The organism is Corynebacterium ulcerans, assembly GCF_900187135.1.
Taxonomy (GTDB): domain Bacteria; phylum Actinomycetota; class Actinomycetes; order Mycobacteriales; family Mycobacteriaceae; genus Corynebacterium; species Corynebacterium ulcerans.
On record NZ_LT906443.1, the window covers coordinates 2055388 to 2080533 of the forward strand.

Here is a 25146-nt window from a genome sequence, read left to right on the forward strand (position 1 = left end):
GAACTGACGAGGCTGTATGTATTTTCTTTGGTTTTATGCATGAAGCTAAAGAAACTTTTCGGGCGGAATATGGGAAGACAATGCGCCAGTTGTTGAAGAGAAGTGCGTGTTTATTTACATGTTCTAGCGAATCGTCGGGAATGGATTAGATAGAAAATTATGGCAACACAGTCGTGGTATTCCCGACACATACGGAAGAATTGTTTTACGTATGCGGGACCGCACAGTGCGGCCTGCACAGAGAATGATTTTCTTTTAATTCCGGCTAAAGATAGTGAAACTTTGTTTTGCTCGTCAAGGTGGTTGCCCTCATTTTTAGCTTTTCTTCATCGTTGTGAATGGATGCTAAAGAGAACACTGCGAGAGGCTGGATTGTGAAGGTGCTCGTAAAAGCACTGAAGCGGACAGGCGGTGCTTTCTTGCAACTAATGCAGAACACCCCTTCATTTCTGCTCACAAGCTATAGTTGTTACCCGTGACTCACAGCAGCGGTAATCCAGCAGCACACGCACCAGACATGCCAATTCTGTGTGTGATCGGCGACGGACAATTGGCACGCATGATGCACACAGAGGCCATTGAACTGGGGCAATCACTTCGGGTTCTGGCAAGCTCTCATGATTCTTCCGCCGCTCAAGTAGCCGCTGACGTGATCATCGGCGATTACACAAACCTCGACGATCTACGTCGCGTCGTAGCCGGGTCGAATGCCGTGACTTTTGACCATGAGCATGTGCCATCTGAACACCTACGCACACTTATCGCTGAGGGCTACAACGTACAGCCCCAGCCCGATGCTTTGCTCAACGCCCAAGACAAACTCGTGATGCGTACGCGCCTTAAAGAAATGGGCGCGCCAGTCCCTCCATTTGCCCCGATCAGCAGTGTGGAAGACGCGCGCGCTTTTTGGGAATCGGTGGATGGTCAGGTGTGTGTGAAGGCGTGCCGGGGTGGCTATGACGGGCATGGAGTGTGGTTCCCGGATTCGGTGACGGAGTTAGAAGAGCTCGTCGACAAGCTTCTTAGCAACGGAACTCCGCTGATGGGCGAGAAAAAAGTCCAGCTTGTTCGCGAACTCTCAGCCATGGTGGCGCGCACCCCCAGCGGTGAGGCGCAAAGCTGGCCCGTGGTGGAATCGGTACAAACTGATGGGATTTGTACGGAAGCGGTTGCACCCGCGCCGGGCTTGGGCGAGGCATTAGAAAACCAGTGCCGCGAGCTTTCCATCCGCATTGCCACTGAGCTTGGTGTCACGGGAGTGCTTGCCGTGGAGCTCTTTGAGACTCGCGGCGAGGACGGGCAGCCAGAGATTTTTGTCAACGAGCTAGCCATGCGTCCGCACAATACTGGGCACTGGACGCAAGACGGATGCGTGACCAGTCAATTTGAGCAGCACATTCGTGCAGTATTGGATTATCCGCTCGGCGCTACTGTTCTCACCGCGCCGGTTACTGTGATGGCGAATATTCTTGGGGCGGCAACTGATCCAGCGCAGCCGATGGGGGAGCGCGTTGCAGAAGTTATGCGTCGTTTCCCTAACGCAAAGGTTCACCTATACGGGAAGACCTATCGAGCTGGCCGTAAGATAGGACACATCAATCTCACTGGTACTGACGTTGAAGCAACGCGTGCCGACGCCCGCCTCGCCGCACAGTATCTAGTCCACGCAACGTGGGACTAACCTCGGTTCTTTGCCGGCTTTTTATCAAAACTAGGAGAAAACATGTCCCCTCTCGTCGGCCTTATTATGGGCTCCGATTCCGACTGGCCCACAGTGCAACCAGCAGCAGAAACTCTGGCTGAGTTTGGTATCCCTTTTGAGGTTGGTGTGGTTTCTGCACACCGCACTCCCGAAAAGATGCTGGCCTATGCCAAGTCGGCTCACACGAGAGGACTGAAAGCGATTATCGCTTGTGCTGGGGGTGCAGCTCATCTGCCAGGTATGGTTGCCGCGGCCACACCACTGCCCGTGATCGGTATCCCGCGGGCGCTCAAAGACCTCGATGGTATGGACTCTTTGCTTTCTATCGTGCAGATGCCGGGAGGCGTTCCAGTGGCCACGGTTTCCATCGGCGGAGCAAAGAATGCGGGACTTCTTGCTGTACGCATTCTTTCTGCGGGTGACCCGGCCCTGACGGAAAAAATGGTTGCGTATCAAGACGCAATGCGTGAGGAAGTCGAGCAGAAAGACGCTAACCTCAAGCGCACATTGATGGGCGAGTAAGACTTTTGTCGGCTGATTTCTGGAAAGAATCGACGATTCTTACCCTCGGCTCTAAAGTGCGCGGTGCCGAACCCGGGCATGTGTTGTTGTGGCGCCTCCAGCATGCCTTGGAGTTGTCGCAACAAACGTCAGGCCCTGTTGTGGTCTCGGGAAAAGGCGAGGCCGCTGTGATGGGGGACTGGCTGGTGCGTCACGGATTAGATCCACAACGGTTGATAATCGAACCCGAGGCGACCAGCACCAACGAGAACTTGGAAAACGCGCACGCCCTCCTACCCGAAACTCACACGTGGATCGTGGTAACGAGCGATTTTCATAAACTCCGCACTCTCGCGTGGGCGCGACACCTAGGAATTCCCATAACGGTAAGTTCCGCGGTGACCAAGCCGCCCTTTAGAGTGCGGAATTTTGTTCGTGAGCTCTTTGCATTGCCGCATTCGCTGCTGCGGATAGCGTGGCGTCGAGTAGCTTAGCTTTGCGACGCCACGACAAACCCGCGAAGTGTGTTGGCCAGGGCATGTCAGGCCCCTTTGCTGTCACCCCCTTGATTTAGCCCCACCGATTTAGTTCATAGCTGGGATTTATCGCTGTAATTAAATTTTTCTGATGATTTTGATTGCAGATGCGTCTAGATGCCTTCCAGTAGTAAATCTGCTGATAGCAGCCACTTTGATGTAGTGATGATGCTATAAAGAAGGCTCTTTGAGATAGGCCGGGGAGTGGGGAGCAGGATTCTTGAGTGGGGCATCTCGGCAGGTAGCAAGCGTTGTTCCGTCTTTGTGTTTAGCGCAACAAAAATAGGGTCCTCAACATTCCATTGTTACGTTGAATGTGAGATTTTGGAATCGAGAGGGACTATGAAGAAAATATTTGCGCTCTGGACCGCGATGTTCGCGGTAGTGGCGTTGGCTTTATCGGGATGTAGCACAGCTCCAGAAAAAGCTTCACAAGAAAAATCCCAAGCGGCTGGTATCACTGTGACTGACTTTCATGGTCGTCAGGTAAAACTTCCCAAGGCATCTGAGCGTTCTGTGTTCCTGGTAGAAAACGCGATGAACACCATGATGGCTGTGGGTGGTAGCAAGAAGATCGTGGGAACGGGCGAAGTATGGGAGCCTACGTTTAAGAAGGACTTCCTTGAGGCAGTTCACCCGGGCTTTTCCAAGCTGCCGGTTATTGCCTCTCAAGACGGCAGCTATGACTTGGAAGCACTTGCCGCTTTGAAACCCGATTTTGTGGTTCTGTGGGCAGAGTCTGCCGACGATAAAGCGATTGCTGCCATCGAGGAGACCTTGAAAGTGCCGGTGTATGCGGCATTCTTGACCTCCTTTGCAGACCTGGACAAGTTGGCCGTCGATATGGCTAATGTCAATGGGACCCCGGAGCGTGGTGCTGCAGTCAATGCGCTTGTGAAGAAACAGATGGACAAGATCGCTGAGAAGACGAGCACGATCGAAAAGAAACCCTCTGTGTTCTGGATGTGGGGCGACGCTTACGGTACCGCTGGCACAAAATCCAGTGCTAATGACCTGATTGAGGCTGCTGGTGGAACCAACGTGATTGCCAAGTGGGATAACTCTGCCAAGGCTTCCGAGCATCCGGTTGTTTCCCTGGAAACCCTGGCCAAGCTTAATCCTGATGCGATCTACATGTGGTACAACTCGGAGATTGACCCTTCAGATGTTATTGAGGGCAAGAACGTAGGCGGAGTTGATTTCTCTGCGTGGAAGAACCTCGATGCGGTGAAGAACAAGCAGGTCTTTGAACTTGATGATCCATTCCTCTATGACATGATGACTGGGCGTCTGCCAATGGCGACTGCCAAAGTCGCACAAGACATCAACCCTGCCGCCTTCAAAGAGTGGGATAATTCTGCAGAAACTGATCAGTATTTTGTAGATATGTACGGCCTGCATTACCCAGGATTCAAACCAGCTCAGTGAATCCACAACGCTTAATGAGCGGCCGCAAGCTCCTTATTCTCGGGCTGCTTCTTTCTCCGCTCGTGGCATTCTTTGTGTCCATGATGCTCGGTAGTTATGGAGCCAGCCCGAGTGAGGCGATTGCGGCTCTTGTCGCGCGGTTATGTGGTAGCCAAGAAACTGTTTCCGTGGTGATAACCGATATTAGACTCCCCCGGGTAGTGACCTCTTTACTGGTAGGAATGGCTCTAGCCATTTCCGGAGCGACGCTACAGGGAGTGCTGCGTAACCCGCTGGTGGATCCGTATATTTTGGGTTTGTCTTCGGGGGCAGCTTTTGGTGCGGCTTTAGCTATCGCAGTATGGCGCTGGATACCCGTTTCTATCAGCGCTTTTGTTTTTGCGCTTGTGGCTTTAGCCATGACCTATTTCATGGCGCGAACAAAGAACTCGGTTCCAATAGTGAACTTGGTTCTGTCAGGTGTCATCACCTCAGCGGTGTTTACTGCTTTGCTCTCGATCGTTCAAATAACATCGCATGAGAAGTCGTTGCAAGCCATCGTGTTATGGACCATGGGAAGCTTCAACGGGGTGACGTGGTCAACTCTTAAGCCCACATGGTTACTGATTCTTCTCGGTTGCTTTTTCATGATTGGTTTGCGCTGGCGGCTCAATGTTTTAACCATGGGAGAAACCGAAGCAAAAGTATCGGGGCTGCACGTGGAGAGATACCGTGTTCTCTTTATCATCTTATCCGCGTTGGTGTCAGCTTTGTCTGTTTCTATGGTGGGAGTGGTGGCGCTTTTGGGGCTTATTGTCCCGCATATCGTGAGGATGCTTCTAGGTCCGGACCACCGAATACTTATCCCAGTTTCTGCTGCTTTGGGGGCGGCGCTGATGGCAATCATCGACACTGTAGCTCGGACAGCTACGGGTTTTGAGATCCCCGTCAGCATCATCACCACGCTTGTAGGCGCGCCGGTTTTCTGGTTGTTGCTGCGCTCAACAAAGGCAGGTCAATGGCAGTAGGAATGAGTATGGAATCAGTGAGCGTCGGCTATGGTCAACGCTTAGTGATTCGTGATGTGACGGATGCCTTTCCCGCAGGGAAAATTACAGCGCTTTTAGGTGCTAATGGCTGCGGAAAATCGACGTTACTCTCAGCGATCGCTGGCCTTACTCCGGTGCACAGCGGCGCTATTACCGTTGATACCCCAAACGCAGTCTTGGGATTTGTGACCCAAGCACACGCAATGTCTTTTCCTTTTGACGTAGTAGATGTTGTTTTGACAGGGCGAGTGCGGTTTATTGGGGCGTTTTCTTCCCCAGCTCCCAAAGACGTAGATGCCGCGCACAGCGCCTTGGACATGCTGGGCGTGGGGCATCTGGCGCTCCGGCAATACACAACGTTAAGCGGTGGCGAACGCCAGATGGTGATGATCGCACGAGCATTAGCACAAGAACCAGATATTTTATTGTTGGATGAGCCGACGACCTATTTGGATCTTTATAATCAGCAACGCGTGCTGGAAGTTATGGATATGCTGCGCGGACAAGGCATCACTTTGCTGGCGACACTCCATGACCCGAATCATGCTCTAGCACTTGCGGATCATGCTGTGACGTTACGGCGTCTGAGCGAGGATGATTCGCGTACGAGTCTGATCAGTTCGGGAGCGCCCTCGGACATTGTGCACGCAGAGACGATTCGTGCCATGTATTCAGTGCAAGCGGAGTTCATTACTACCCAGCGTGGGCCAGCCATGCTGCCGTGGATGAGCACTGTAGATAGCTAGATTTTTCGTTGCAAGGGTTAACGCCACGCTCGCCACAGGGCGATAGTCGCGATGACCAAAATGAGGGCAAGGAATGCCGGCCAGAGCGAGGGCTGTGGCTGAAACAGATTCACTACGGCCTGAACCAGGGCAAGAAACGCGAAAAACCCCACAAAGCCTAGGATGGAGTCGCGTACGAGTTTCTTCCTAGTCTCTTGGGGTTGAGGATCGCGCGGTTTCATGCGGATGATTGTACTGCGCCTAGTACCCGAAAGCGGTAATTATGCTTTCACTCCACCTGCCGTCAGACCGGAGACAATACGGCGCTGGAAAGCAAGCACCATGATAATAAGGGGGATGGTCACCAGGGATCCCGCAGCCATAATGGCTGCGTAGGGGAACTCAAAGGCGCTGGGCCCGGAGAAACGAGCGATAGCGACGGTGACAGGTTCGGTCGCTGTTGTGGAGAGCTGACGAGCAAGCATGAACTCGTTCCACGTAGCAATAAAAGCCAAGATGGCGGTGGTAAACAACGCAGGTGCCGCAAGGGGCAGCAGTACGTGGCGGAAGGCCTGGCTGCGAGTGGCGCCGTCGACAAGCGCTGCCTCCTCTAATTCCCACGGAAGCTGCCGGAAGAAGGACACGAGGGTGTAAATAGTCAGCGGCAACGCAAAGGAAATGTTGGGGATGATGAGCGCGCGGTAGGTTCCTATCCAGCCGAGGTCACCAAAGAGCTGGAAAAGTGGGGTGACCAGGGCGATACCTGGGAACATCGAGGCTGCAAGCACAACGCCCGTGACTATTCCTTTCCCACGAAACTCGATGCGAGCCAGCGCATATGCGGTGAAGACTCCGACAAGGACGGCGAGGAGAGTGGTGGCAAGCCCTACCAGCAAAGAATTGACGATTGCGCCGAGGAAATCGTTTCCTTTGTCTGTGGACAGCGCATCGCGGAAATTCTCCAGGGTTACATGTGTTGGCCACGGCGTGGTTTCAAAGGTGTAATCTTTGTTCCGCAGCGCGGTGATCAGCATCCAGTAGAACGGTGCCAGACCCCAGATCAGGATAAAGACCACACCGATGTAGTTGGCTAGTGCTGCACGAATTTTGTGATTCATGGTGCGGTAGCTGTCCTTTCTTTGGGAGTCGTGGAGTTATCTAGCTTCTGATGCTTTCCTCGCTGACGACGCTGCCGGCGCGGCTTGGGGGCGTCGCCACGGCCCGTGATATCTGCGCCAAGGACGCGGATCATCAGGAAGGCCACGGCGAAAATGAGGAGGAAAATCAGCGTGGAGAGTGCAGAAGCCGAGTTGAAGTGATTCTGACGCACGTCTTCGACCACAAGCTGGGAGATCGTAGCCGTGGGGGAGTTTGACGACGATGAGATCAAGATGACCGGAAGGTCGTACATACGCAGGGCATCGAGTGTTCTAAAAAGGACAGCGACCATGAGGGCGGGTTTGACCAGCGGGAGCGTGATCTGTGTGAATTGTTGCCAGGTGCTGGCGCCGTCGACACGCGCTGCCTCGTATACGTCTTTAGGGATCATCTGTAAGCCCGCGAGAATCAGCAGAGCCATAAAGGGAGTGGTCTTCCACACGTCGGCAATGATGACGGCAAACCGTGCAGCCCATGGGTCGGTTGTCCATTGGATTGGGGTATGCAAGAGCGAGTTGACGATGCCCTTATCCGCAAAGATAAACTGCCACAATTTTGCGGTCACTGCCGTAGGGATTGCCCACGGAATGAGCACTGCGGCTCGAACTAGCGCCCTACCGCGAAACTCCCTGTTCATGACCAGAGCCATGCCAATACCTAGAACGATTTCTAGCGCTACCGTGACTACGGTGAAAAAGAGCGTGTTGCCTACAGCTGGCCAAAAGTCAGTGGATATGACTCCGGGTGGGCACGCGATTGCACTTCCTGATGACGTGCCGCAGCGTTGCGTTAGCCAGTAGGCATAATGCTCCAACCCGGCGAAACCGCCTTGGGTGAAAAGCCCAGTAACTGGGTCAAGGCCTTTGTCTGCCTGGAAAGAGAGGTAGATAGCCCTGACGATGGGATAGCCAATAACGATAGCTAGGACGATGAGCGTGGGGGCGATCAACAACGCAGCGTTGCGGTGCTGTTTCCGGCGCGCTTCGACGATTCCTTCCCGAGAAGGAACTTTTCGCGCTGGGCGTGTTGTGTCCACGGTACCTCCTTTGTCTGATGCTGGTCCGCTACAACCTTAAAGCACTAAAAGGAAGCCCGCGGTAAGAACATGTTCGTGGAGCATGAGCTTACCGGTGCAGGCTTCCTTGATAAAGATATTGGAGCTTAGTGCGAACCGTCTATGTGGTTATGAGTGCGTGAGCGTATGAGCTCAGTGGATCTAGCACTACTTCTTGGATGCGTTCTGGATCGCAGCTCGCATGTCCTTGGTAGCGTCTTCTACACTCTTGTCACCCTTGAGCGCAGCATAGGCATTGTCTTGAATAGCCTTAGAAATAGCGGGGTAGAAGGGGCTGACTGGGCGAGGTGCAGCATTCTCCAAGGACTTCTTCAGTGCTGGGAGGTAAGGGTACTTGGCCACGAGAGCCTCATCATCGTAGATGGATGCGAGCACTGGTGGGAAAGAGTTATCAGCAAAGGACTTCTGGTTGTCCTCGTTCACGATGAACTTCATAAAGTCCAGAGCCGTAGCCTTGTTCTTGGAGTTCACGTTGATGCCGTTGTTGTAGCCACCCAAAGTGGAGACGCCCACGCCGTCTTTGCCAACGAGTGGGGAAACCTCAAACTTGCCCTTGACCGCAGAGGTGTTCTCAGCAGCATTGGTGTACATGTATGGCCAGTTGATGGCGTAAGCGGTTTCTCCTGCCACAAAGGCCAGGTTGGTTTCTTCTTCTGTAGCGGAGATGGAGTTCTTAGAGATAGATCCGTCTTTGTATCCGTCCACGAGCGCCTGAACGCCGGCCTTGGAGTCTTCAGAATCTACAGCGGGTGCGCCGGAATTATCCAGGATGTGTCCGCCCCAGCCTTCGATGAAGCCTGCGGTGTTGACCGTGAGACCCTCGTACTGCTTGAGCTGCGTAGTGAGGCAATCTACGTGCTTGGCTTTTGCTGCTTCACAGCTAGCGGTGAGGTCTTTCCACGTGGCCGGTGCTTCTGGAACGATCTCGGTGTTACGGAACAACAGCTGGCCGTTAGTGTTTTGCGGCAGGGCATAGAGGGTTCCGTTATAGGTAGCCGAGTCGACAGTTGCTTTGAGCAGTCCGGAGGTGTCTACCTGGAGAGCATCTTTGAGCGGAGCCAGCCACTGGTTGGCGGCAAAGTCAGCAGTCCAGACAACGTCGAGTGCCATTACGTCATAATCAGAGTTGCCGGCCTGAAGCGACTGCACGAGGGTCTCACGCTGATCATCGGCCTCGCCGGCGAGTTCCTTGAGCGTGACCTTTTCATCGGGGTGTGCGCTATTCCACTTCTCAATAATCGGAATAACTTTATCCGTGTCGTTTTTACCCATGGCAAAGGTGATGGGGCCGCGACCGTCAGTGTTCTGCGGTGCTGGCGCGGAGGAATCGGAGGAGCAGCCTGCGAGGGCTACGGAAGCAAAAAGCGCTGTGGCTGCAAGCGACGCGCCGGTCTTAGAGACGTTCATCGAGAGGATCACCTTTCCGTTGAGTTCTCTCACTAAGGTAGTGATCCTCCGGTGGAAGTAAAGGACTTATGGCCCTTATCACCCCGTAAATAGGGTGCTAAATATGAATGAACCTCGTTATCAATCTCCGACTATTCACCCCATATGCGCGAGAAGGGTTTACGACAACCGGATTGTGGCCTTTTCGGCTCGCCCGATAGCGTCGAGACGCTGATCGCTAGCCACGCCCGTGACAACAACAGCCGATCCGACTGCCGCAAGCGGCGCTAGTACGGTGCGTTCCATTTCTGTCAAGGTAGTCCAACCAGTGCTCAGAGCGCGTGCGCCAGAGGTAATCGCGGCAAGGGCTTGCTTATCCACGCTCTCCTCAATCCTTGTGCCTGGCTCAAAGAATTGGTCACCGTAGAAGCGCACAGTCGGACCAAAATCGATCATTCCATCGGGAACTGTTCCTCCACATTCCACAACGCCGCGCCCAAAAGGATCTTGTGTGACAAGTACAACGTCTCCGGGGAATGCGGGGGAGGCGTCGATACGCTCGGAATCCATAAACACTACGGCACCCTGAGCTTGCTCGATGGGGCAAAACTCAACGTCGATTCCTGCTGCCATTGCACCTAAAACTATGGCTACGCATTGCCAGCTTGCGGGAAGATCGAGGCTGATAAGTGAGCCCTGCTCAAGGTCTAGTTCCTCACGCAGCATGTTTGCTACTTTCGCCGCCCAGTTATCCAACGTTTGAGCAGAGAAATCGAGCCGAGCCCCGGTCGATTCGTCGTAGACCGTCAGTCGTGGGGTAGCGGGGTCTGAGGAGAGTATGGTGCGCAGAAGTTCCATGAGAATCCATCGTAGGGGAAATAAGAATTTGCTGTGCGTGGAAAAGGGCTGAGGGCATCGACAAGCGGAAAAGTCGATGCCCTCAGCCCATAGGAAATTACAGAGTGATTGCTAGTTGACGCATCGCGGTCCGTTTCCGCCGGCATCAATTTCTGGGGAGACTATTGCTTGTCCTTCATCTGCTCCAGGTTGCCCCACCACAGAGGTTGTCGTTGACGTGCTGGTTGTAGATTCGGCGCTCTTTGGCCCCGCATAATCACCGGCCGCAACTACCACGTAGGAATGCGGATCGAGTCCGTCATGTTGTACGACCGGAATGCCTCCGAGTTCCTGGGAAAGGTGCTTGGCATCGTCAGACTCCGGGTCTGCGGTCAAGATTTGGCTATGAGAATACAAGCCTTCGGGTGCATTGCCGGTTTCTGCGATGGTGTAGCCCTTGGTCTTTAGATGCCCTGCTACCTCGGCGGCGAGTCCCGACGTAGTGGTGGCGTTAAGAACATCCACGGTGGTGTTGGGGTGCACCGTATGATCGCTGGATTCAGAAGGAGTCTCGCTGGAGGGCTCTTCTTTTGGTCCGCCATTCAGTAGCTGGTCAAAGAACTTATGTACCTGCTGTACATCCACAGTAACAACGGATTCGCCGTAGTCTCCGGTGCCATCGATCGAGGTAACCGGGATGGTATTGAATCGGACGTTGCCGCCGGCAAGATTTTGCAGTTGGTTGGCAAAGCTCATCACGTCCCAGTTTTGGTCGATAACAACGGAACGCTCCACAGCTTTACCCATGTCTGATAGCTTCTGCGGGTTGGTCAGGGTTCCAGACGACAGCACCTTGTTGACCAAGGAGGCCATAAACGCTTGCTGACGAACAATGCGGTCGAGATCGCCACGAGGAAGGCCATGCCGCTGGCGCACAAAGGCAAGTGCCTGTCCGCCTTTAAGCGTTTGGCGTCCGGCTCCGAAATCAGCGCCGGAGTACTCGTCTTTGACGCTATCGTTCAGACAGACTTCGACACCGCCCACAGCTTCTGTCAAAAGAACAAAGCCTAGGAGGCCAACCTCTGCGTAGTGATCGACAGTAATTCCGGTGAGGTCGGATACCGCGCCGATGAGAGCCTGACGTCCGGCTTGCTTAGAACGCTCATCGAGAGTCTTTTGATCGCTGATTCCCTCAGACAGAAGCTTGGTTGCTTCCTTATCTTTATAGTTTTTGTACACGCCGTTGATTTTGAGATTTCCCAAGTTATTGTCGTGCACATACGTATCGCGAGGAATGGAGATGGCGGTTGCCGAAGAACCGTCGTTAGGGATACGAATCACCATGATGGTGTCAGTATTATCGTTTTCCTCATCACCTGCGTGCAGTAGTTCAATCTCCTGCGGGCTAAGTGGATTGCCCTGGGCGTCGGTACGCGAATCGGAGCCTACGAGGAGGATATCGGTTGCGCCGTCGGCAGCTTCCTTCATTCCCTTGTCGCCTCCTAGGGAAAGATTGCCGGCAGAAGCAACAGTGTTACCTAGTTTTCCAATGGTGAAGTAACCGGCGCCAGATATGACCAGCACTATCGACGAGATCAACGCGAGGAAGATCTTAACGGGCCTAGGGCCCATTTGTTTGGTATCGGGCATCGCTGATGGCGGCGCCTGAATGTCGCGGTTACGACGGTATTTGTCGGTCATATTTGTTGGATCTCCATGAAGAAAGGAGTAGAAACAGGTAAAAGTCTAGGTGAAGTAGGGCTAAAAGCCGTAGTTTTTCTGCGAAATTGTTTTTATTGTGTGTTCGGATTCCCAACGATGAATAAAAGCGTGGCAGATCTCGATTCCCGGATACGCCCGACTAAGCTCAAGCGGGTGACTACAACAGATGCCAAGCCGATAGCCGTGATTACGGTTACTTTCTCTCCCGGCGATCACCTTGCAGCCTTCCTAGATTCTGTACGCGAAGCGACCGTGCGGGGTGCGTATACCGTCCTCGCGGACAACGGATCCACAGATGGAACCCCTCAGGCTGCTGCGAAAGAACGGGACGGCGTGGAGTTTTTTGCTACCGGCGGCAACATCGGCTACGGCTCTGCAATCAACGCGGCGGCTCGTCACCTCAAAGACAAACGAGCACACGGTGACATAGAGCCGGAGTTCTTCGTGTTGGCCAATCCCGATGTTGTCTTTGATAAAGGCTCAATCGACGTCATGCTTGAATGCGCGCAGCGTTGGCCGCATGCTGCTGCCATTGGTCCCTACATTCGGCAAAGTGATGGGTCTGCATATCCCTCGGCGCGTGCTATTCCTACGCTAAGCAACGGCATTGGCCATGCGCTATTTGGTGCGATATGGCCTAATAATCCCTGGACAAAGGCGTATAAGGACGATGCTGACATGTCCACTGAGCGCACCGCCGGGTGGCTGTCGGGCTCGTGTTTGTTGGTTCGATGGGATGCTTTTGACGCCATAGGTGGCTTTGACGAGCGTTACTTTATGTATATGGAAGATGTAGATCTGGGTGACCGGTTTGGCCGCGCAGGTTTTGAGAATGTCTTTTGTCCTTCTTCTTTTATCACTCATGCCGTGGGCCATGCGGCGGGAAAGCATCCGGAAAAGATGCTCCCTGCGCATCACGAGTCAGCGTATCGATTCCAAGCAGATCGTCATCCCCATGCCTGGCAGTTGCCCATACGTGTTGTTTTAAAACTGGGACTCCGAGCTCGTGCTTTTGTGGCAGTAGCGACGGCGAAAGTGAAAAAGTAACGCCTGGATCGGGAGGCAAGGACCGCGCTTCCGTATGTGTGATAGCGGGTCGTGTCGCTGGACATTCTGTGTGGAACCATAAACTTCAGGTTCTGTCAGGGTAGTCTGATTGAGTCAATCCGGAGGTGCACGTCTAGGCGTGCGTGACAAGCAAGAAAAGTAAGGACATCAAAAATGACCACAACGACGCTGCGCGGTAACACAGATGCCGTGATCCTGGTTGGTGGCAAAGGCACGCGCCTTCGTCCGCTGACGGTGTCGACTCCGAAGCCGATGCTGCCGACTGCGGGTGTGCCGTTCTTATCGCACCTCCTTGCACGAATTAAGGCTGCCGGAATTAAGCACGTCGTGCTAGGCACATCTTTCAAAGCAGAGGTCTTTGAAGAGTACTTTGGCAACGGCGAAGACTTGGGCCTGGAGATCGAATACGTTGTTGAGGATAAACCGCTAGGTACTGGTGGTGGTATCCGGAACGTTTATGAAAAACTTCGTGCAGATACCGTCATGGTGTTCAACGGAGACGTGCTTGGCGGCACAGATCTGGGCGGAATTCTCGATGCGCATCATGAGAAACAGGCCGATCTGACCATGCACCTCGTTCGAGTCCCTGATCCACGGGCTTTCGGATGCGTTCCTACTGACGCTGAGGGACGTGTTTCAGCATTCTTGGAAAAGACGGAAGATCCTCCTACAGATCAGATCAACGCCGGCTGCTATGTTTTCCGCCGCGAGCTGATTGAGTCGATTCCCGCTGACCGTGTGGTGTCCGTTGAGCGTGAGACTTTTCCCAAGCTGCTGGAAGAGGGCCGTCGCGTCTTCGGATATGTGGATAATGCATACTGGCGCGATATGGGGACACCTGCGGACTTTGTTCGCGGTTCTTCCGATTTGGTTCGTGGCATTGCGCCGTCGCCGTTGCTTGAAGGACGCACAGGTGAATCGCTTATCGACGAGTCCGCCGGTGTGAAAGATGGCGCGCTCTTGCTGGGCGGCACTGTTATCGGCCGGGGTACGGAAATCGGTGCCGGTTGCCGTCTCGACGACACCGTGGTTTTTGATGGGGTGACCATTGAACCAGGGGCAGTCATTGAAGACTCCATCATCGCCCATGGTGTTCGCATTGGTGCTAACGCTCGAATCAAGGGCTGCGTTATTGGTGAAGGCGCTCAGATCGGTGCACGCTGCGAGCTTTTGAACGGGCTACGAGTATGGCCAGGAGTTGAGATTCCCACCGCTGGAATCCGCTTCAGCTCTGACGCCTAGAAAAATGTGTCGACCATCTCAATTTTAGTAGCGTGTGTTTGTACCCTTGAGGACATTTTGCTGCTAAAAAAATAGAGTGGTTGAATAAAAGTCGGAAGGTCTTTCGGAGGGTTCTCAAAGTACGTGTGAAAGTTCTTTAGCGTGCGATAGCACGAGAGAATTTGATAGGTGTAGCGACACGCTGGTTGCTACGTGGTCAGTAGTGACTCTGGGTCAGGGATACTAGATCTAGTACCCCTGACGTCCGCCCCCGAGAAATATGTTGTGTGAAAGATGTGACTCGTGAAGTTTGCGAGCTGGGGAAATGCATTTTTTTCAAGGGGAAATCCACTCTCAGGTTGACGGCATCTTGTGTTGGAGTGTTGAATTTCAAGTATGTAATTCGCTGCATAGTCTTCTTATATGGCTTTACATATCCCGCTAATCCTGCGTGAGTGTGCTGTGTATCTATGTGGCGTGTTGTGGGCTGACGTGGTTTCCCTTCGCGTAAGAGCTCGCATATGAGAACATCAACGAGGAGAGGAGGGTGGCGTGGAAGATATGGCCAGTAACGCCGCGCCTCGGACTCGCACACCCCTAGAGCTGACGCTAGATGACCTGTTTGGTGCAGTTGAACAGGAGTGGCAAGAGCAGGCCCTGTGCGCCCAGACAGATCCGGAAGCTTTCTTCCCTGAGAAGGGTGGATCTACCCGTGAGGCAAAGCGCATCTGTCAAGCATGTGCTGTGCGTGATGAGTGCCTAGAATATGCGCTAGAGCATGATGAACGTTTTGGTATCTGGGGCGGTCTTTCTGAGCGTGAGCGCCGGAGACTCAAACGGGATATTGGTTAAGACTTTGTAATATGAAGGACCTACTAGGTGCGATGCCTGGGCGGTCCTTTATTTGTGTCTGTATGGAGGGGCAACGGGAGACCTTCTGACTATGGGGTAGTGCCATAGCGCGAGTTCTGCACCGTCACTGGTAATGCCTTACGGCGGTTTTACCACTGAAAATCTGGGTCGATATCCGTGGGGGACACGTTGAGATAATTGGCTACGAGGGAAGTGAGAACCATGGTAAGCAGCTCTTGGCGCTCTTGCGCTGAGTTGGTTCGTTGCTCTATCGGCATGCGGAAAAGGACGATTCGAGCGCGGGTGGGACTCCCTAAGTGATCTATTCCTGCTGGAATGACGCGGCCTAGTGGGACAGGTCCGTCGGCAGCGACTTCGTCCGGCAATAACGCGGCATTGGCATTGAGTCGCATGCGCGGAACCGTGTCTACGGCAATGTCTAGATGTGCAAGTTGTTGGGCAAAACTTTGCTGGATGGGCGCATATGCCTCAAGCACTGCGGCGTCGAAAAGCGAACGCCGTGAACGGTAGCGCGGAACGGCCGTGGGGAACGCGGGGCCTCGTAGCCCTCTGCCGTGGCGATCTCGATTCAGGCGGTAATCCATGCTGATAACACTAAAACTAAGAACGCTATAGGTTGGGAGAACGCGCCGAAGTCCCCCTGGGCTACCTAAACCTCAACTAGGAGTCTAGACTTTATGGACGTGAATCAGTTTCGTCGTTGTTCTCGCCCCGGTTGCGGTAAGCCTGCCGTAGCTACGTTGACTTACGCGTACGCACATTCAACCGCTGTGGTTGGTCCTTTGGCCCCTAACAGTGATCCGCATAGCTGGGATCTGTGTGAATTCCACGCGTCCAAGATTACAGCTCCGCTGGGATGGGAGTTGCTGCGCGTCGATGCGGTTGACGACGATGATGAGGACCTCACAGCACTTGCAGAGGCGGTACGGGAAGCCGGCAGAACTACTAGTGGACTAATCGATTCCAATCAAGATTTTGGAGTTAATCACCCTGTTCACCGTGCGCAACGCAAGCAGGTGTCAAAGAACACTAGGCGTGGTCACCTTTCGGTTGTTCCTGACCCGGAGGATGATTACTAAGGCTCATTGTCGGCTGCGCGGCAGCGCGCACAACGCGTTATCCACCGCCACACTGCTGGCGATGGGAAGAATCAGAGTACAATCTCTTCGGAGTACTTTTGTTCATCCCTGAAAGGTGGGATTTGGTAGATGCGTACCCGTGAATCGGTGACCAAGGTCATCAAGGCTTATGACGTGCGAGGTGTAGTCGGCGTTGACATCGATGCTGATTTCATCCGCGAGGTAGGCTCGGCTTTTGGCCATCTGATGCGTAACGAGGGCGCTACTAAAGTCGCCGTAGGCCACGACATGCGGCCATCGTCACCCGAGCTCACCCAAGCCTTCGCAGACGGGGTTACCGCGCAAGGCGTTGATGTGATTGCGCTGGGACTCACCTCAACGGACCAGCTGTACTACGCTTCTGGCGTTATGGACTGCCCTGGTGCGATGTTCACCGCATCCCACAACCCAGCCGAATATAACGGCATCAAGATGTGCCGCTCTGGTGCGCGTCCTGTGGGGCAAGAAACAGGTTTGGGCACGATCATTGACATGTTGGTGGAAGGCGTTCCTGCTTATGACGGTGAACCCGGCACCATCACGCAGAAAGACACCCTCGCGGATTATGGTTCCTTCCTTCGCGACTTGGTAGACCTCTCCGGTATTCGTCCGCTCGTTGTTGCCGTGGATGCAGCAAACGGTATGGGGGGACACACTGTTCCTGAGGTTTTTGCAGGGCTCCCGCTGGATGTGAAGCCTCTCTACTTTGAGCTAGACGGAACGTTCCCTAACCATGAGGCCAACCCGCTCGATCCCAAGAACCTTGTAGATCTGCAAAAGTTCACCCCAGAGGTAAAAGCAGACATTGGTCTAGCTTTTGACGGCGACGCAGATCGCTGTTTTGTGGTTGACGAGAATGGCGATCCGGTGAGCCCCTCGGCTATTTGCGCCATCGTTGCGGAACGCTACCTCGCACAGCGTCCAGGAAGCACAATCATCCATAACCTGATCACCTCCAAGACCGTGCCAGAGGTCATTGCAGAAAATGGCGGCGTCGCCGTACGTACGCGGGTGGGGCATTCCTTTATCAAGGCACAAATGGCGGAACACGGTGCTGCCTTCGGTGGCGAGCACTCCGCTCACTACTATTTCTCTGAATTCTTCAACGCCGATTCTGGAATCCTTGCGGCAATGCACGTGTTGGCGGCTCTGGGCGGACAAGATAAACCGTTGTCAGAGCTGATGGCAGAGTATTCTCGATACGAGGCATCGGGTGAGATTAACTCGCGTTTGGCTAGCGCTGAGGCACAGGCTGAGCGTACGCAAGCCGTACTTGATGCTTTTGCGGATCGCACTGAAAGCGTTGATCGTCTCGACGGCGTCACGGTGGAGCTCAAGGACACCAAGGCATGGTTTAACGTCCGTGCTTCCAACACGGAACCGCTTCTGCGCCTGAACGTTGAAGCTCCTACTGCGGAAGAAGTGGATGCCCTAGTTACTGAAATTCTTGGGGTTATTCGCGCGTAATAAGCTCTAACAAGAGGATCCTAAGCAGTAACTTTTCCTTAGCTTTGTACTGTGAGCATCTGACTCCCAGGGAACATGCAGCCATGTATGGCGCTATCCCCGGGAGTTTTTGCGTATTTTGTTAAGGGCTGCGCAGAATGTGCCTTCCGGTTTAGACCTACAATTGGAAGGAAATGCATACACAGGAGATGTTCCGCGAGAGCGATGCTGCCGTTATACCCAGTCATTCCTATGACCCAGAAGCCGTGGCATTTTACGATATAGCGCATGAAGGCGCGCAGCTACGAGTGGTTGCAGAGTTTGTTCGCTCCGGCGGGCTTGATGCTGTGCAAGGAACTCAACCACGAAGCCTCGTTGTAGTGACCACAGAGGCAATTGCTACGTACTCAGCGCAGGCGGCTATAGCTTTACATGCTCCGCTGAAGGTTCCCGTCACCGTTACCTCAGAATTACCGCGTTACGTGGGACCTCTGGACATCGTGATTATTGCTACTGAGCGTTCTTCCTCGGAGCACCTATCTCAGGCTCTCATTACTGCGGAACGTCGAGGCTGCACAGTAATCCTTGTTAGCGCTGCAGAGGGGATGCTTCACGACGACGCTAGCCAAGACACAGCCGTTGTACCGGTTCTTCCTCTGGCGCAGGGACCAAGCCCTCTTCGCGTTATCGCCGTAGCGATGGCAGTGCTGGGGTTGCTTGACCACGATGCAGAAGGAACTGCTCGTGCTTTGGAGGAATATGCCTCTTGCGTGGACACGGAGATTCTACAGTGCTCGCCAGAACGCGATGAGGACACCAATAGAGCGCGTCAGCTAGCTCAGATAACCGGACACATCATTCATACCGGTGCCACCGCCCCTGCTGTGGCAGTGGCCAATCTCATAGCTGTGTTATGGACTAGTTATGGGAAAGAATCGATGAGTCTTCCCGTCGCGGAACTTGGGGCTGCCCTGGGGCGTTTCTCATATGCACCTAAAGACATATTTTTTGATCCTGACGTGGATAAAGCTCCCGCGGGACAAAACGTGACAACGATTGCGTGGTGCGAACCCGAACAGAATGCGTGGGAGCGGACAGAGTTTGTCGACGCTGGACTCATGGGCACTCCACTGCGGATGATCGCTCGAGGCTTCGCGGCGACTGCCTTTCTATCGAGTTAACAAGTATTCTCTTACATCGGTGCCAAGACTGGTACGGAATATCGGAAGGAATGACATGCAGTTGCTGTCCCCAAGTGCGCAGGCCTATGCCTGGGGCTCTAGGACACTCATCCAAAAACTTAGAGGCGAAGAGCAAGGAACCAGCCCAATCGCTGAACTTTGGTATGGTGCCCATCCGGGCGGGCCATCGCAGATCGGTGATGAGTCCCTCGCCGAGCACATCGCCGCCGCTCCTGAGCAACAGCTTGGGCATCGCGTGCACAGTGAATTTGGAGAGAGGCTTCCATTCCTCCTGAAAATCCTGGCAGCGGATCAGCCGCTATCTTTGCAGGCCCATCCTTCGTTGGAGCAAGCTCAGGAAGGATTTGCTCGGGACAACGAGCAGGGAATTCAGCTTGGGGCTCATAATCGGAATTACAAGGACGATAACCACAAGCCTGAGTTGCTGATCGCCTTGACCGAGTTTCATGCGATGGCAGGATTCCGTCCATTGGCTAAGACCCTGGAGATGCTGCGATTCCTCGACTGTGAGGAACTAGAGCGCTACATTGCGATGGTCGTGGATAATCCGCTCAAGGAATCCGATAATCTGCGCGCGCTGTTTACTACATGGATCACGATCCCCACTGCTCATCGCCGCGGTCTCATCGCCGCGGTAGTGGCTTCTGCGAAAGAAAAAGCAGACACTGCCCCGGAGTGGATGAGCGCTGCACTGAAGAATATCGTGTTGCTCAATGAGCAGTATCCCGGAGACGTGGGAGTATTGGGCGCAATCCTGCTCAATTATGTTGTTCTCCAACCCGGGGAGGCTATTTACCTCGATGCAGGTAACTTGCACGCTTATGTTCGAGGCCTTGGCGTGGAGATCATGGCAAACTCCGACAATGTTCTGCGTGGCGGGTTGACGTCCAAACACGTTGACGTGCCGGAGCTCGTGCGAGTGCTGAAGTTTTCCTCTTTAGAAGACCCCATTGTGGAGGCAGAATCTGGAGTTTATCCAGTGCCTATTAACGAGTTTGCTATCAAGCGATTTGACCTTGATAACACCGCAGAGAAGATCGCTCACGACGGCCCTGCCATCCTTTTGTGCACGGCCGGAATGGTGGAAGTCGACGGAGTGGTCCTAGGGCCAACTCAAGCGCTGTGGCTTTCTGCAGCTGATGCTGAGGTAGAGGCGCGCGGACAGGGCCAGCTTTTTGTAGCTACCGTGTGACCTGATTTTTAGCACGATACGAATAAAGAGGGAGCAGCACGTGCAAGCTGCTCCCTCTTAACAATTATCTGTTTTAAGGCTGCGGAACCGGTGCTTTTTCTGCGGTCTGGACTGGCGCGGCAGGCTTAGGTTCAGCTTCTTGTGGCGCAGTAGTGCGAGGCTGCGCATGCGGGTTAAGAAGAGTTCCCGCAGAGCTCAGCGCTTTGCGCACGGTGGAAGGGTCCACCAAAGGGGCAGTGGGCTCTGTGATGATTTCCGTGGGAGCTGGGCTTGGTTCCGCCGAAGTGCTGCTTATGCTTTGGTCCGGCTTCTCCGAAGACTGTCCTGGACTGGAAGAAGACCCCTCTACTACCGGGGGAATAGAGGTAGGCGGCTGAGAGCTTTGGCTTTGCGAAGTCTCTTCTTCAGGCTCGTGGATAACAACAGGTGAGTCTGTCTCTGGAATCACAGTTGTTGTCTGCGGTTGTGGGGTTGAGGGGGCAGAGACCGTGGTGGTCGGGGTAATTGCCTTTCCTCCGGTTCCCACATGAGCATTGGGTGGCATGAGAGGGTCGTGACGTACCTGAGGAGCACGGTTAGGGGCTACTGGGTAGGGCGTATGAACAGCGTAGGAGTCGTCTTGAGGCGATGAAGCTGCTGGAGCCTGGGTGCTGCTTGGCGCCTGAGGTACGGCACTGGAGGAAGACGTTACTGCGGCTTCTTCCAATTTTTGTGGGCCAGCATCAGAGACTGTATTTGATGCAATGGTCTGGGGGCTTCCGAGCTTCCAAACCAAGATACCGATGGCAACAGCTAGCGTGGTGCCGGCAGCAATGAACAATAGAAACCGGCGGGTGTAAGTGTTGTCCACGTCGGCTCCTCTCAACGTCGTAATGGATGTCGTACGTCGGCATCGTGGTGTGTGGGTTCTCTCTATATCGTTCGTTAGTAGGGGGGGCGGCTCTTCGTCAGCCCGCTCAAGAACGATGCGAGAAATCCAATCACGATTTGATAACAAAAACGACCGTAGCATACCTTTTAGCACTCTGTAACCTGAGCGTGATCTGGGCGGTGCTGGTGTTTGCAAAAAGGACGCGCCAGGAGGATCGCCAGCAAAAGAAGATCATAGGTATCCATGAGAGCTCTTCTTGCAGATGAAAATAAGTTTTTTGATCGTTATTTGATGAACGTCGTAATGATTAGGAGTATCAGTTATTCCTATAGGGAAAATCATAAAATAAGTTTTTGTGAGCCAGTAGCGGCTGCCTTCGTGGAGGTGTAATAAAAGAGGTACGTACGTGATCGAAAGCTGCGGCGAACCCTTGATTGAGATGCCTGTCAAAGATTGCGATGTTCCTTTTGGTATGTATCGGGAGTCTCCGGCGTCTTTCCCTGCGGTGCTGTGCCAAATCTGACAGGAGGGGCGGTTTAAAATCTCGAATGTCCATTGAATAGAGTTAGCTCAGCGATGACTCGTCGATGCGCCGGATAATTTGGTTAAAAATAAAATGTAGTGAAAGGAATAACCCATGAGCACCTGGGAGAGTGAGATTTTCTCTGAGGAAGTTAACGTTGATTTTCTCGACGAGCTGAACGATCTAGACGGCGATGACGTCGTAGAAGCTGTGCGCGATGCCTGTGTTTTAGCAACGGGAACAGGTCGAGTTTCTGAAGACGAGCAGCTTAACGGCCTGGCTGCGGCAACGATTGCTGCTATTTGGGCAGGAGCACCTTTTAGCGACGGCGACTTGGTGGGTGCCTATCCCTTTATCCGGGAATATATTGGGGAAGGCGATGAGGCTTTGCACGAATCTGCAAGCAAGCTGCTAGAAGAGGCCGATACAGAAGAAGACCTTGAGGCTTTCCTAGAGGCTTTGAGCTAATCCAGGGTGGCACTTTTGGCCAGCGTGCGGTTATAAGAAGTGTTGTTGGGGGAGGGGGCGTCGTAACGCCCCATCTACACACGCATTATGAAAGACTTCTAGGAAAACACCACTGGGAATGTCGTCGGATACGTTGATAGAGCTTCGATGTATTAGGCGCGCGGCACTTGTGAGAAGGAATACTTAAATGACCTCTTTTGATTTCAAGGTGAAAGATTTAAGCCTCGCGGAAGCAGGCCGCCACCAAATCCGTCTCGCAGAGCACGAGATGCCCGGTTTGATGCAGCTGCGGGAAGAATACCGCGAAGAGCAGCCGCTCGCCGGTGCACGGATTACCGGTTCAATCCACATGACGGTTCAGACGGCTGTGCTGATCGAGACGCTCGTGGCACTGGGGGCGGAAGTACGCTGGGCATCGTGCAACATTTTTTCCACACAAGATGAGGCAGCAGCTGCAGTTGTGGTTGGGCCCGAGGGAACTGTAGATAACCCACAGGGTGTTCCGGTTTTCGCCTGGAAGGGCGAGACACTCCAAGAATACTGGGATTGCGTGCACAAAATTTTTGCATGGCCGGGTGAACAGCTTCCCAATATGATCCTGGATGATGGGGGAGACGCAACCATGGCGGTCATCCGCGGCCGCCAGTATGAGCAGGCCGGCGTTGTGCCGCCGAGCGAGGAAGGTGACTCCGACGAGTATCAGGCGTTCCTGGAAATGCTGCGGGCAACGCTGGAATCAGATCCTGGCATGTGGACGGCTATCGCATCATCTGTGAAAGGCGTCACCGAGGAAACCACGACAGGTGTGCATAGGTTGTATCACTTTGCAGAAGAAGGCGTGCTGCCCTTCCCTGCAATGAACGTTAACGACGCCGTGACCAAGTCCAAGTTTGATAACAAGTACGGCACGCGCCATTCGCTTATCGACGGCATCAATCGCGCCACCGACATGCTGATGGGCGGCAAGAATGTCTTGATTTGTGGCTATGGCGACGTGGGCAAAGGCTGCGCAGAGGCAATGGCTGGTCAGGGCGCTCGCGTAAAAGTCACAGAAGCTGATCCGATTAATGCTCTTCAGGCGCTGATGGACGGATTCTCTGTGGTCACAGTGGATCAAGCCATCTCTGAAGCAGACATCGTGATCACTGCGACAGGGAATATGGGCATCATTTCCTTCGATCACATGCTGAAGATGAAGGATCATGCGGTTCTTGGCAACATCGGCCACTTTGATAATGAGATAGACATGGCCTCGCTATTGCACCGCAACGACGTCTCGCGCGTGACAATTAAGCCGCAGGTTGATGAGTTCACGCTGCCCAATGGCAACGCAATCATCGTGCTGTCAGAAGGACGCCTCTTGAATCTAGGCAACGCCACTGGGCACCCCAGCTTTGTGATGTCCACGTCCTTTGCAGACCAGACTATTGCTCAAATAGAGCTTTTCCGCAACGATGGCCGCTACCGCAATGAGGTCTACCGCCTGCCCAAGATCTTGGACGAGAAGGTAGCCCGAATCCATGTTGAGGCTTTGGGCGGACGTATCACTGAGTTGACCAAAGAACAAGCGGAATACATAGGCGTGGATGTCGCGGGACCTTATAAGCCGGAGCACTACCGTTACTAATGATTATTGCTATTGAAGGAATCGACGGCGCGGGCAAGAATACGCTGGTCCGCGCCCTCGTCGAAAAGCTTGATGCACGAGTTTTAGGTTTTCCACGCTACCAAGACTCCGTTCACGCTCAGCTCGCGCAAAAGGCCCTGTACCAGGAAATGGGCGATGTTAGCGACTCCATCTATGCTATGGCACTGCTCTTTGCGCTGGATCGCAGGGAGATAGCGGAGGAGCTTCAGGCGTATAAGGGGAGCAAAGACATTATCTTGCTCGATAGGTATGTGGCCTCCAATGCTGCGTATTCGGCCGCCCGTGCGCAGGACTGGAACCTGGTGACATGGGTTTCTGACCTTGAGTTTGGGGAGTTTGGGCTTCCTACCCCCGATATACAAGTGCTTCTGAACACCTCGCCTGAAGTAGCGGCCCAGCGCGCTGCACAGCGGGAGGAACAGGACGAGGATCGTTCTCGGGACTGCTATGAAACTAACGACAGCCTGCAGATTCGTACCTCAGATGCGTACGCCAGATTGGCGGAGGAAGAGCGATTTTCCCCTTGGATTGTGGCGCAGTCGGGAGACTCTGTCGATGATGTCGCGCTCAGGATTATCCAAACCCTGGGTACGATGAAATGAGTTAGTTTTAAAATCATTATGGAAACCCGCTAGGCGGGATGTGACCTTCTTCTGGCGCTCCTGTGTGAGCAAAGCTCGCACATAGGGGCGACGGCGGTGGGTATTCCGCGCTTGTTTGAGGAAGGACTTCAGGCAGATGCCCCAGAAGATTCTCGTCGTTGATGACGATCCAGCGATCTCTGAGATGCTTACGATCGTGCTGGAAGCTGAAGGTTTTAATACCGTGGCTGTCACCGATGGTGCGCTAGCAGTAGACACCTTTAATCGGGAAGAACCCGATCTCGTTCTTCTGGACCTCATGCTTCCGGGCATGAACGGCATCGATATTTGCCGTTTGATCCGCCAGAACTCGACGGTGCCCATAGTGATGCTCACAGCCAAAACGGACACGGTTGATGTGGTGTTGGGGCTGGAAACTGGCGCGGATGATTACATCACTAAGCCTTTTAAACCCAAGGAGCTTATTGCTCGCTTGCGGGCACGGCTGCGTCGTACCGATGATGCACCCACGGATGTTATCGAGATCAGTGATCTTGCCATCGACGTCCCAGGCCACGTGGTAAGTCGCGGTCGAGAAATTATCCAGCTCACACCGCTGGAGTTTGATTTGCTTCTTGAGCTGGCCAGTAAGCCCGGTCAAGTGTTTACCCGTGAAGAATTACTGCAAAAAGTGTGGGGATACCGGAACGCGTCGGATACTCGCTTGGTCAACGTCCACGTGCAGCGTTTGCGCGCAAAAATTGAGAAGGATCCGGAAAATCCTCAGATTGTGCTCACCGTCCGAGGCGTCGGATATAAGACTGGGCAGGAGTAAGT

25 protein-coding genes are annotated in these 25146 nt (G+C 53.7%); 17 read left to right on the plus strand and 8 right to left on the minus strand.

Annotated features, from left to right (window positions below):
- Positions 1-475 precede the first annotated feature (475 nt).
- From CKV68_RS09315 to CKV68_RS09340, 6 genes are all read left to right on the plus strand, one after another.
- Positions 476-1681 (plus strand): 5-(carboxyamino)imidazole ribonucleotide synthase, encoded by a 1206-nt coding sequence (locus CKV68_RS09315; RefSeq protein ID WP_095076079.1) that lies wholly within the window; start codon positions 476-478, stop codon positions 1679-1681.
- A 42-nt stretch (positions 1682-1723) separates the two neighbouring features.
- Positions 1724-2224 carry a 5-(carboxyamino)imidazole ribonucleotide mutase gene (gene purE, locus CKV68_RS09320; protein ID WP_038617767.1) on the plus strand — a complete coding sequence of 167 codons (501 nt, stop codon included), beginning with the start codon at positions 1724-1726 and terminating at the stop codon, positions 2222-2224.
- 5 nt (positions 2225-2229) lie between these two features.
- Positions 2230-2697: a YdcF family protein gene (locus tag CKV68_RS09325; RefSeq protein WP_013910933.1), complete on the plus strand. Its 468-nt coding sequence runs from the start codon at positions 2230-2232 to the stop codon at positions 2695-2697.
- A gap of 384 nt (positions 2698-3081) precedes the next feature.
- Positions 3082-4167, plus strand: a complete 1086-nt coding sequence (locus CKV68_RS09330; protein WP_044032723.1) for an ABC transporter substrate-binding protein — start codon at positions 3082-3084, stop codon at positions 4165-4167.
- A gap of 14 nt (positions 4168-4181) precedes the next feature.
- Complete coding sequence (locus CKV68_RS09335; protein ID WP_231910433.1) at positions 4182-5174, plus strand: FecCD family ABC transporter permease; 993 nt, start codon at positions 4182-4184, stop codon at positions 5172-5174.
- A gap of 8 nt (positions 5175-5182) precedes the next feature.
- Positions 5183-5941, plus strand: coding sequence for an ABC transporter ATP-binding protein (locus CKV68_RS09340; protein WP_095076081.1), 759 nt, complete (start codon positions 5183-5185; stop codon positions 5939-5941).
- A gap of 17 nt (positions 5942-5958) precedes the next feature.
- Here the strand turns inward: CKV68_RS09340 and CKV68_RS09345 are convergent, their stop codons facing one another.
- The 6 genes from CKV68_RS09345 to CKV68_RS09370 all read right to left on the minus strand — a co-directional run bounded on the left by CKV68_RS09345 (position 5959) and on the right by CKV68_RS09370 (position 12077).
- The gene (locus tag CKV68_RS09345) at positions 5959-6162 is read right to left on the minus strand and encodes a hypothetical protein (RefSeq protein ID WP_014525420.1); all 204 of its coding nucleotides are present in this window, start codon (positions 6160-6162) and stop codon (positions 5959-5961) included.
- A gap of 39 nt (positions 6163-6201) precedes the next feature.
- Positions 6202-7038, minus strand: a complete 837-nt coding sequence (locus CKV68_RS09350) for a carbohydrate ABC transporter permease (protein ID WP_013910937.1) — start codon at positions 7036-7038, stop codon at positions 6202-6204.
- Positions 7035-8114, minus strand: a complete 1080-nt coding sequence (locus CKV68_RS09355) for a carbohydrate ABC transporter permease (RefSeq protein ID WP_013910938.1) — start codon at positions 8112-8114, stop codon at positions 7035-7037. The genes CKV68_RS09350 and CKV68_RS09355 overlap by 4 nt, the downstream gene beginning before the upstream one ends.
- A 186-nt stretch (positions 8115-8300) precedes the next feature.
- Positions 8301-9560, minus strand: a complete 1260-nt coding sequence (locus CKV68_RS09360) for an ABC transporter substrate-binding protein (RefSeq protein ID WP_014836070.1) — start codon at positions 9558-9560, stop codon at positions 8301-8303.
- 159 nt (positions 9561-9719) lie between these two features.
- Positions 9720-10397 (minus strand): TIGR03089 family protein, encoded by a 678-nt coding sequence (locus tag CKV68_RS09365; RefSeq protein ID WP_095076082.1) that lies wholly within the window; start codon positions 10395-10397, stop codon positions 9720-9722.
- A 111-nt stretch (positions 10398-10508) separates the two neighbouring features.
- The gene (locus tag CKV68_RS09370; RefSeq protein WP_029974719.1) at positions 10509-12077 is read right to left on the minus strand and encodes an LCP family protein; all 1569 of its coding nucleotides are present in this window, start codon (positions 12075-12077) and stop codon (positions 10509-10511) included.
- Positions 12078-12194: 117 nt separating this feature from the next.
- On the opposite strand from CKV68_RS09370, the gene CKV68_RS09375 reads away from it, so the two are divergent.
- The 3 genes from CKV68_RS09375 (at position 12195) to CKV68_RS09390 (ending at position 15239) form a co-directional block, all read left to right on the plus strand.
- Positions 12195-13145 (plus strand): glycosyltransferase family 2 protein, encoded by a 951-nt coding sequence (locus tag CKV68_RS09375; RefSeq protein WP_095076083.1) that lies wholly within the window; start codon positions 12195-12197, stop codon positions 13143-13145.
- 174 nt (positions 13146-13319) lie between these two features.
- Complete coding sequence (manB, locus tag CKV68_RS09380; RefSeq protein WP_013910943.1) at positions 13320-14408, plus strand: mannose-1-phosphate guanylyltransferase; 1089 nt, start codon at positions 13320-13322, stop codon at positions 14406-14408.
- A gap of 531 nt (positions 14409-14939) precedes the next feature.
- A complete protein-coding gene (locus CKV68_RS09390) occupies positions 14940-15239 on the plus strand; it encodes a WhiB family transcriptional regulator (protein ID WP_014300514.1) in 300 nt (99 codons plus the stop codon).
- 149 nt (positions 15240-15388) lie between these two features.
- Here CKV68_RS09390 and CKV68_RS09395 read toward each other — a convergent pair whose 3' ends face one another.
- Entirely contained in the window at positions 15389-15844 is a 456-nt protein-coding gene (locus CKV68_RS09395; RefSeq protein ID WP_013910944.1) for a metallopeptidase family protein, read from the minus strand.
- Between the two features lie 93 nt (positions 15845-15937).
- Here CKV68_RS09395 and CKV68_RS09400 point away from each other — a divergent pair, with 93 nt between their 5' ends.
- The 4 genes from CKV68_RS09400 to manA all read left to right on the plus strand — a co-directional run bounded on the left by CKV68_RS09400 (position 15938) and on the right by manA (position 20218).
- On the plus strand, positions 15938-16339 hold the full coding sequence (locus CKV68_RS09400) for a DUF3499 domain-containing protein (RefSeq protein WP_013910945.1): 402 nt from the start codon (positions 15938-15940) through the stop codon (positions 16337-16339).
- A 129-nt stretch (positions 16340-16468) separates the two neighbouring features.
- Positions 16469-17845 carry a phosphomannomutase/phosphoglucomutase gene (locus CKV68_RS09405; RefSeq protein WP_014525425.1) on the plus strand — a complete coding sequence of 459 codons (1377 nt, stop codon included), beginning with the start codon at positions 16469-16471 and terminating at the stop codon, positions 17843-17845.
- A gap of 173 nt (positions 17846-18018) precedes the next feature.
- Positions 18019-19005, plus strand: a complete 987-nt coding sequence (locus tag CKV68_RS09410; RefSeq protein ID WP_095076084.1) for a hypothetical protein — start codon at positions 18019-18021, stop codon at positions 19003-19005.
- 55 nt (positions 19006-19060) lie between these two features.
- A complete protein-coding gene (gene manA, locus CKV68_RS09415) occupies positions 19061-20218 on the plus strand; it encodes a mannose-6-phosphate isomerase, class I (protein ID WP_014836074.1) in 1158 nt (385 codons plus the stop codon).
- A 73-nt stretch (positions 20219-20291) separates the two neighbouring features.
- Here the strand turns inward: manA and CKV68_RS09420 are convergent, their stop codons facing one another.
- Positions 20292-21068, minus strand: coding sequence for a hypothetical protein (locus CKV68_RS09420; RefSeq protein ID WP_038617789.1), 777 nt, complete (start codon positions 21066-21068; stop codon positions 20292-20294).
- A gap of 658 nt (positions 21069-21726) precedes the next feature.
- Between CKV68_RS09420 and CKV68_RS09425 the strand changes: the two genes are divergently transcribed.
- The 4 genes from CKV68_RS09425 (at position 21727) to mtrA (ending at position 25144) form a co-directional block, all read left to right on the plus strand.
- Positions 21727-22080 carry a DUF4259 domain-containing protein gene (locus tag CKV68_RS09425; protein WP_013910950.1) on the plus strand — a complete coding sequence of 118 codons (354 nt, stop codon included), beginning with the start codon at positions 21727-21729 and terminating at the stop codon, positions 22078-22080.
- A gap of 187 nt (positions 22081-22267) precedes the next feature.
- Complete coding sequence (gene ahcY, locus CKV68_RS09430; protein WP_013910951.1) at positions 22268-23707, plus strand: adenosylhomocysteinase; 1440 nt, start codon at positions 22268-22270, stop codon at positions 23705-23707.
- The gene (locus CKV68_RS09435) at positions 23707-24330 is read left to right on the plus strand and encodes a dTMP kinase (protein WP_095076085.1); all 624 of its coding nucleotides are present in this window, start codon (positions 23707-23709) and stop codon (positions 24328-24330) included. The genes ahcY and CKV68_RS09435 overlap by 1 nt, the downstream gene beginning before the upstream one ends.
- Before the next feature lie 136 nt (positions 24331-24466).
- Entirely contained in the window at positions 24467-25144 is a 678-nt protein-coding gene (gene mtrA / locus CKV68_RS09440; RefSeq protein WP_095076086.1) for an MtrAB system response regulator MtrA, read from the plus strand.
- Positions 25145-25146 lie beyond the last annotated feature (2 nt).

What these genes read in the sequence shown, in the direction of transcription:
- CKV68_RS09335 (WP_231910433.1), top strand. Translation starts at nt 4,182, where the DNA reads ATGAGCGGCCGCAAGCTCCTTATTCTCGGGCTGCTTCTTTCTCCGCTC.
- CKV68_RS09345 (WP_014525420.1), bottom strand. Translation starts at nt 6,162, where the DNA reads ATGAAACCGCGCGATCCTCAACCCCAAGAGACTAGGAAGAAACTCGTA.
- CKV68_RS09395 (WP_013910944.1), bottom strand. Translation starts at nt 15,844, where the DNA reads ATGGATTACCGCCTGAATCGAGATCGCCACGGCAGAGGGCTACGAGGC.
- CKV68_RS09350 (WP_013910937.1), bottom strand. Translation starts at nt 7,038, where the DNA reads ATGAATCACAAAATTCGTGCAGCACTAGCCAACTACATCGGTGTGGTC.
- CKV68_RS09360 (WP_014836070.1), bottom strand. Translation starts at nt 9,560, where the DNA reads ATGAACGTCTCTAAGACCGGCGCGTCGCTTGCAGCCACAGCGCTTTTT.
- CKV68_RS09370 (WP_029974719.1), bottom strand. Translation starts at nt 12,077, where the DNA reads ATGACCGACAAATACCGTCGTAACCGCGACATTCAGGCGCCGCCATCA.
- CKV68_RS09365 (WP_095076082.1), bottom strand. Translation starts at nt 10,397, where the DNA reads ATGGAACTTCTGCGCACCATACTCTCCTCAGACCCCGCTACCCCACGA.
- CKV68_RS09340 (WP_095076081.1), top strand. Translation starts at nt 5,183, where the DNA reads ATGGAATCAGTGAGCGTCGGCTATGGTCAACGCTTAGTGATTCGTGAT.
- manB (WP_013910943.1), top strand. Translation starts at nt 13,320, where the DNA reads ATGACCACAACGACGCTGCGCGGTAACACAGATGCCGTGATCCTGGTT.
- ahcY (WP_013910951.1), top strand. Translation starts at nt 22,268, where the DNA reads ATGACCTCTTTTGATTTCAAGGTGAAAGATTTAAGCCTCGCGGAAGCA.
- CKV68_RS09400 (WP_013910945.1), top strand. Translation starts at nt 15,938, where the DNA reads ATGGACGTGAATCAGTTTCGTCGTTGTTCTCGCCCCGGTTGCGGTAAG.
- mtrA (WP_095076086.1), top strand. Translation starts at nt 24,467, where the DNA reads ATGCCCCAGAAGATTCTCGTCGTTGATGACGATCCAGCGATCTCTGAG.
- CKV68_RS09375 (WP_095076083.1), top strand. Translation starts at nt 12,195, where the DNA reads ATGAATAAAAGCGTGGCAGATCTCGATTCCCGGATACGCCCGACTAAG.
- CKV68_RS09330 (WP_044032723.1), top strand. Translation starts at nt 3,082, where the DNA reads ATGAAGAAAATATTTGCGCTCTGGACCGCGATGTTCGCGGTAGTGGCG.
- CKV68_RS09425 (WP_013910950.1), top strand. Translation starts at nt 21,727, where the DNA reads ATGAGCACCTGGGAGAGTGAGATTTTCTCTGAGGAAGTTAACGTTGAT.
- CKV68_RS09405 (WP_014525425.1), top strand. Translation starts at nt 16,469, where the DNA reads ATGCGTACCCGTGAATCGGTGACCAAGGTCATCAAGGCTTATGACGTG.
- manA (WP_014836074.1), top strand. Translation starts at nt 19,061, where the DNA reads ATGCAGTTGCTGTCCCCAAGTGCGCAGGCCTATGCCTGGGGCTCTAGG.
- CKV68_RS09410 (WP_095076084.1), top strand. Translation starts at nt 18,019, where the DNA reads ATGCATACACAGGAGATGTTCCGCGAGAGCGATGCTGCCGTTATACCC.
- purE (WP_038617767.1), top strand. Translation starts at nt 1,724, where the DNA reads ATGTCCCCTCTCGTCGGCCTTATTATGGGCTCCGATTCCGACTGGCCC.
- CKV68_RS09435 (WP_095076085.1), top strand. Translation starts at nt 23,707, where the DNA reads ATGATTATTGCTATTGAAGGAATCGACGGCGCGGGCAAGAATACGCTG.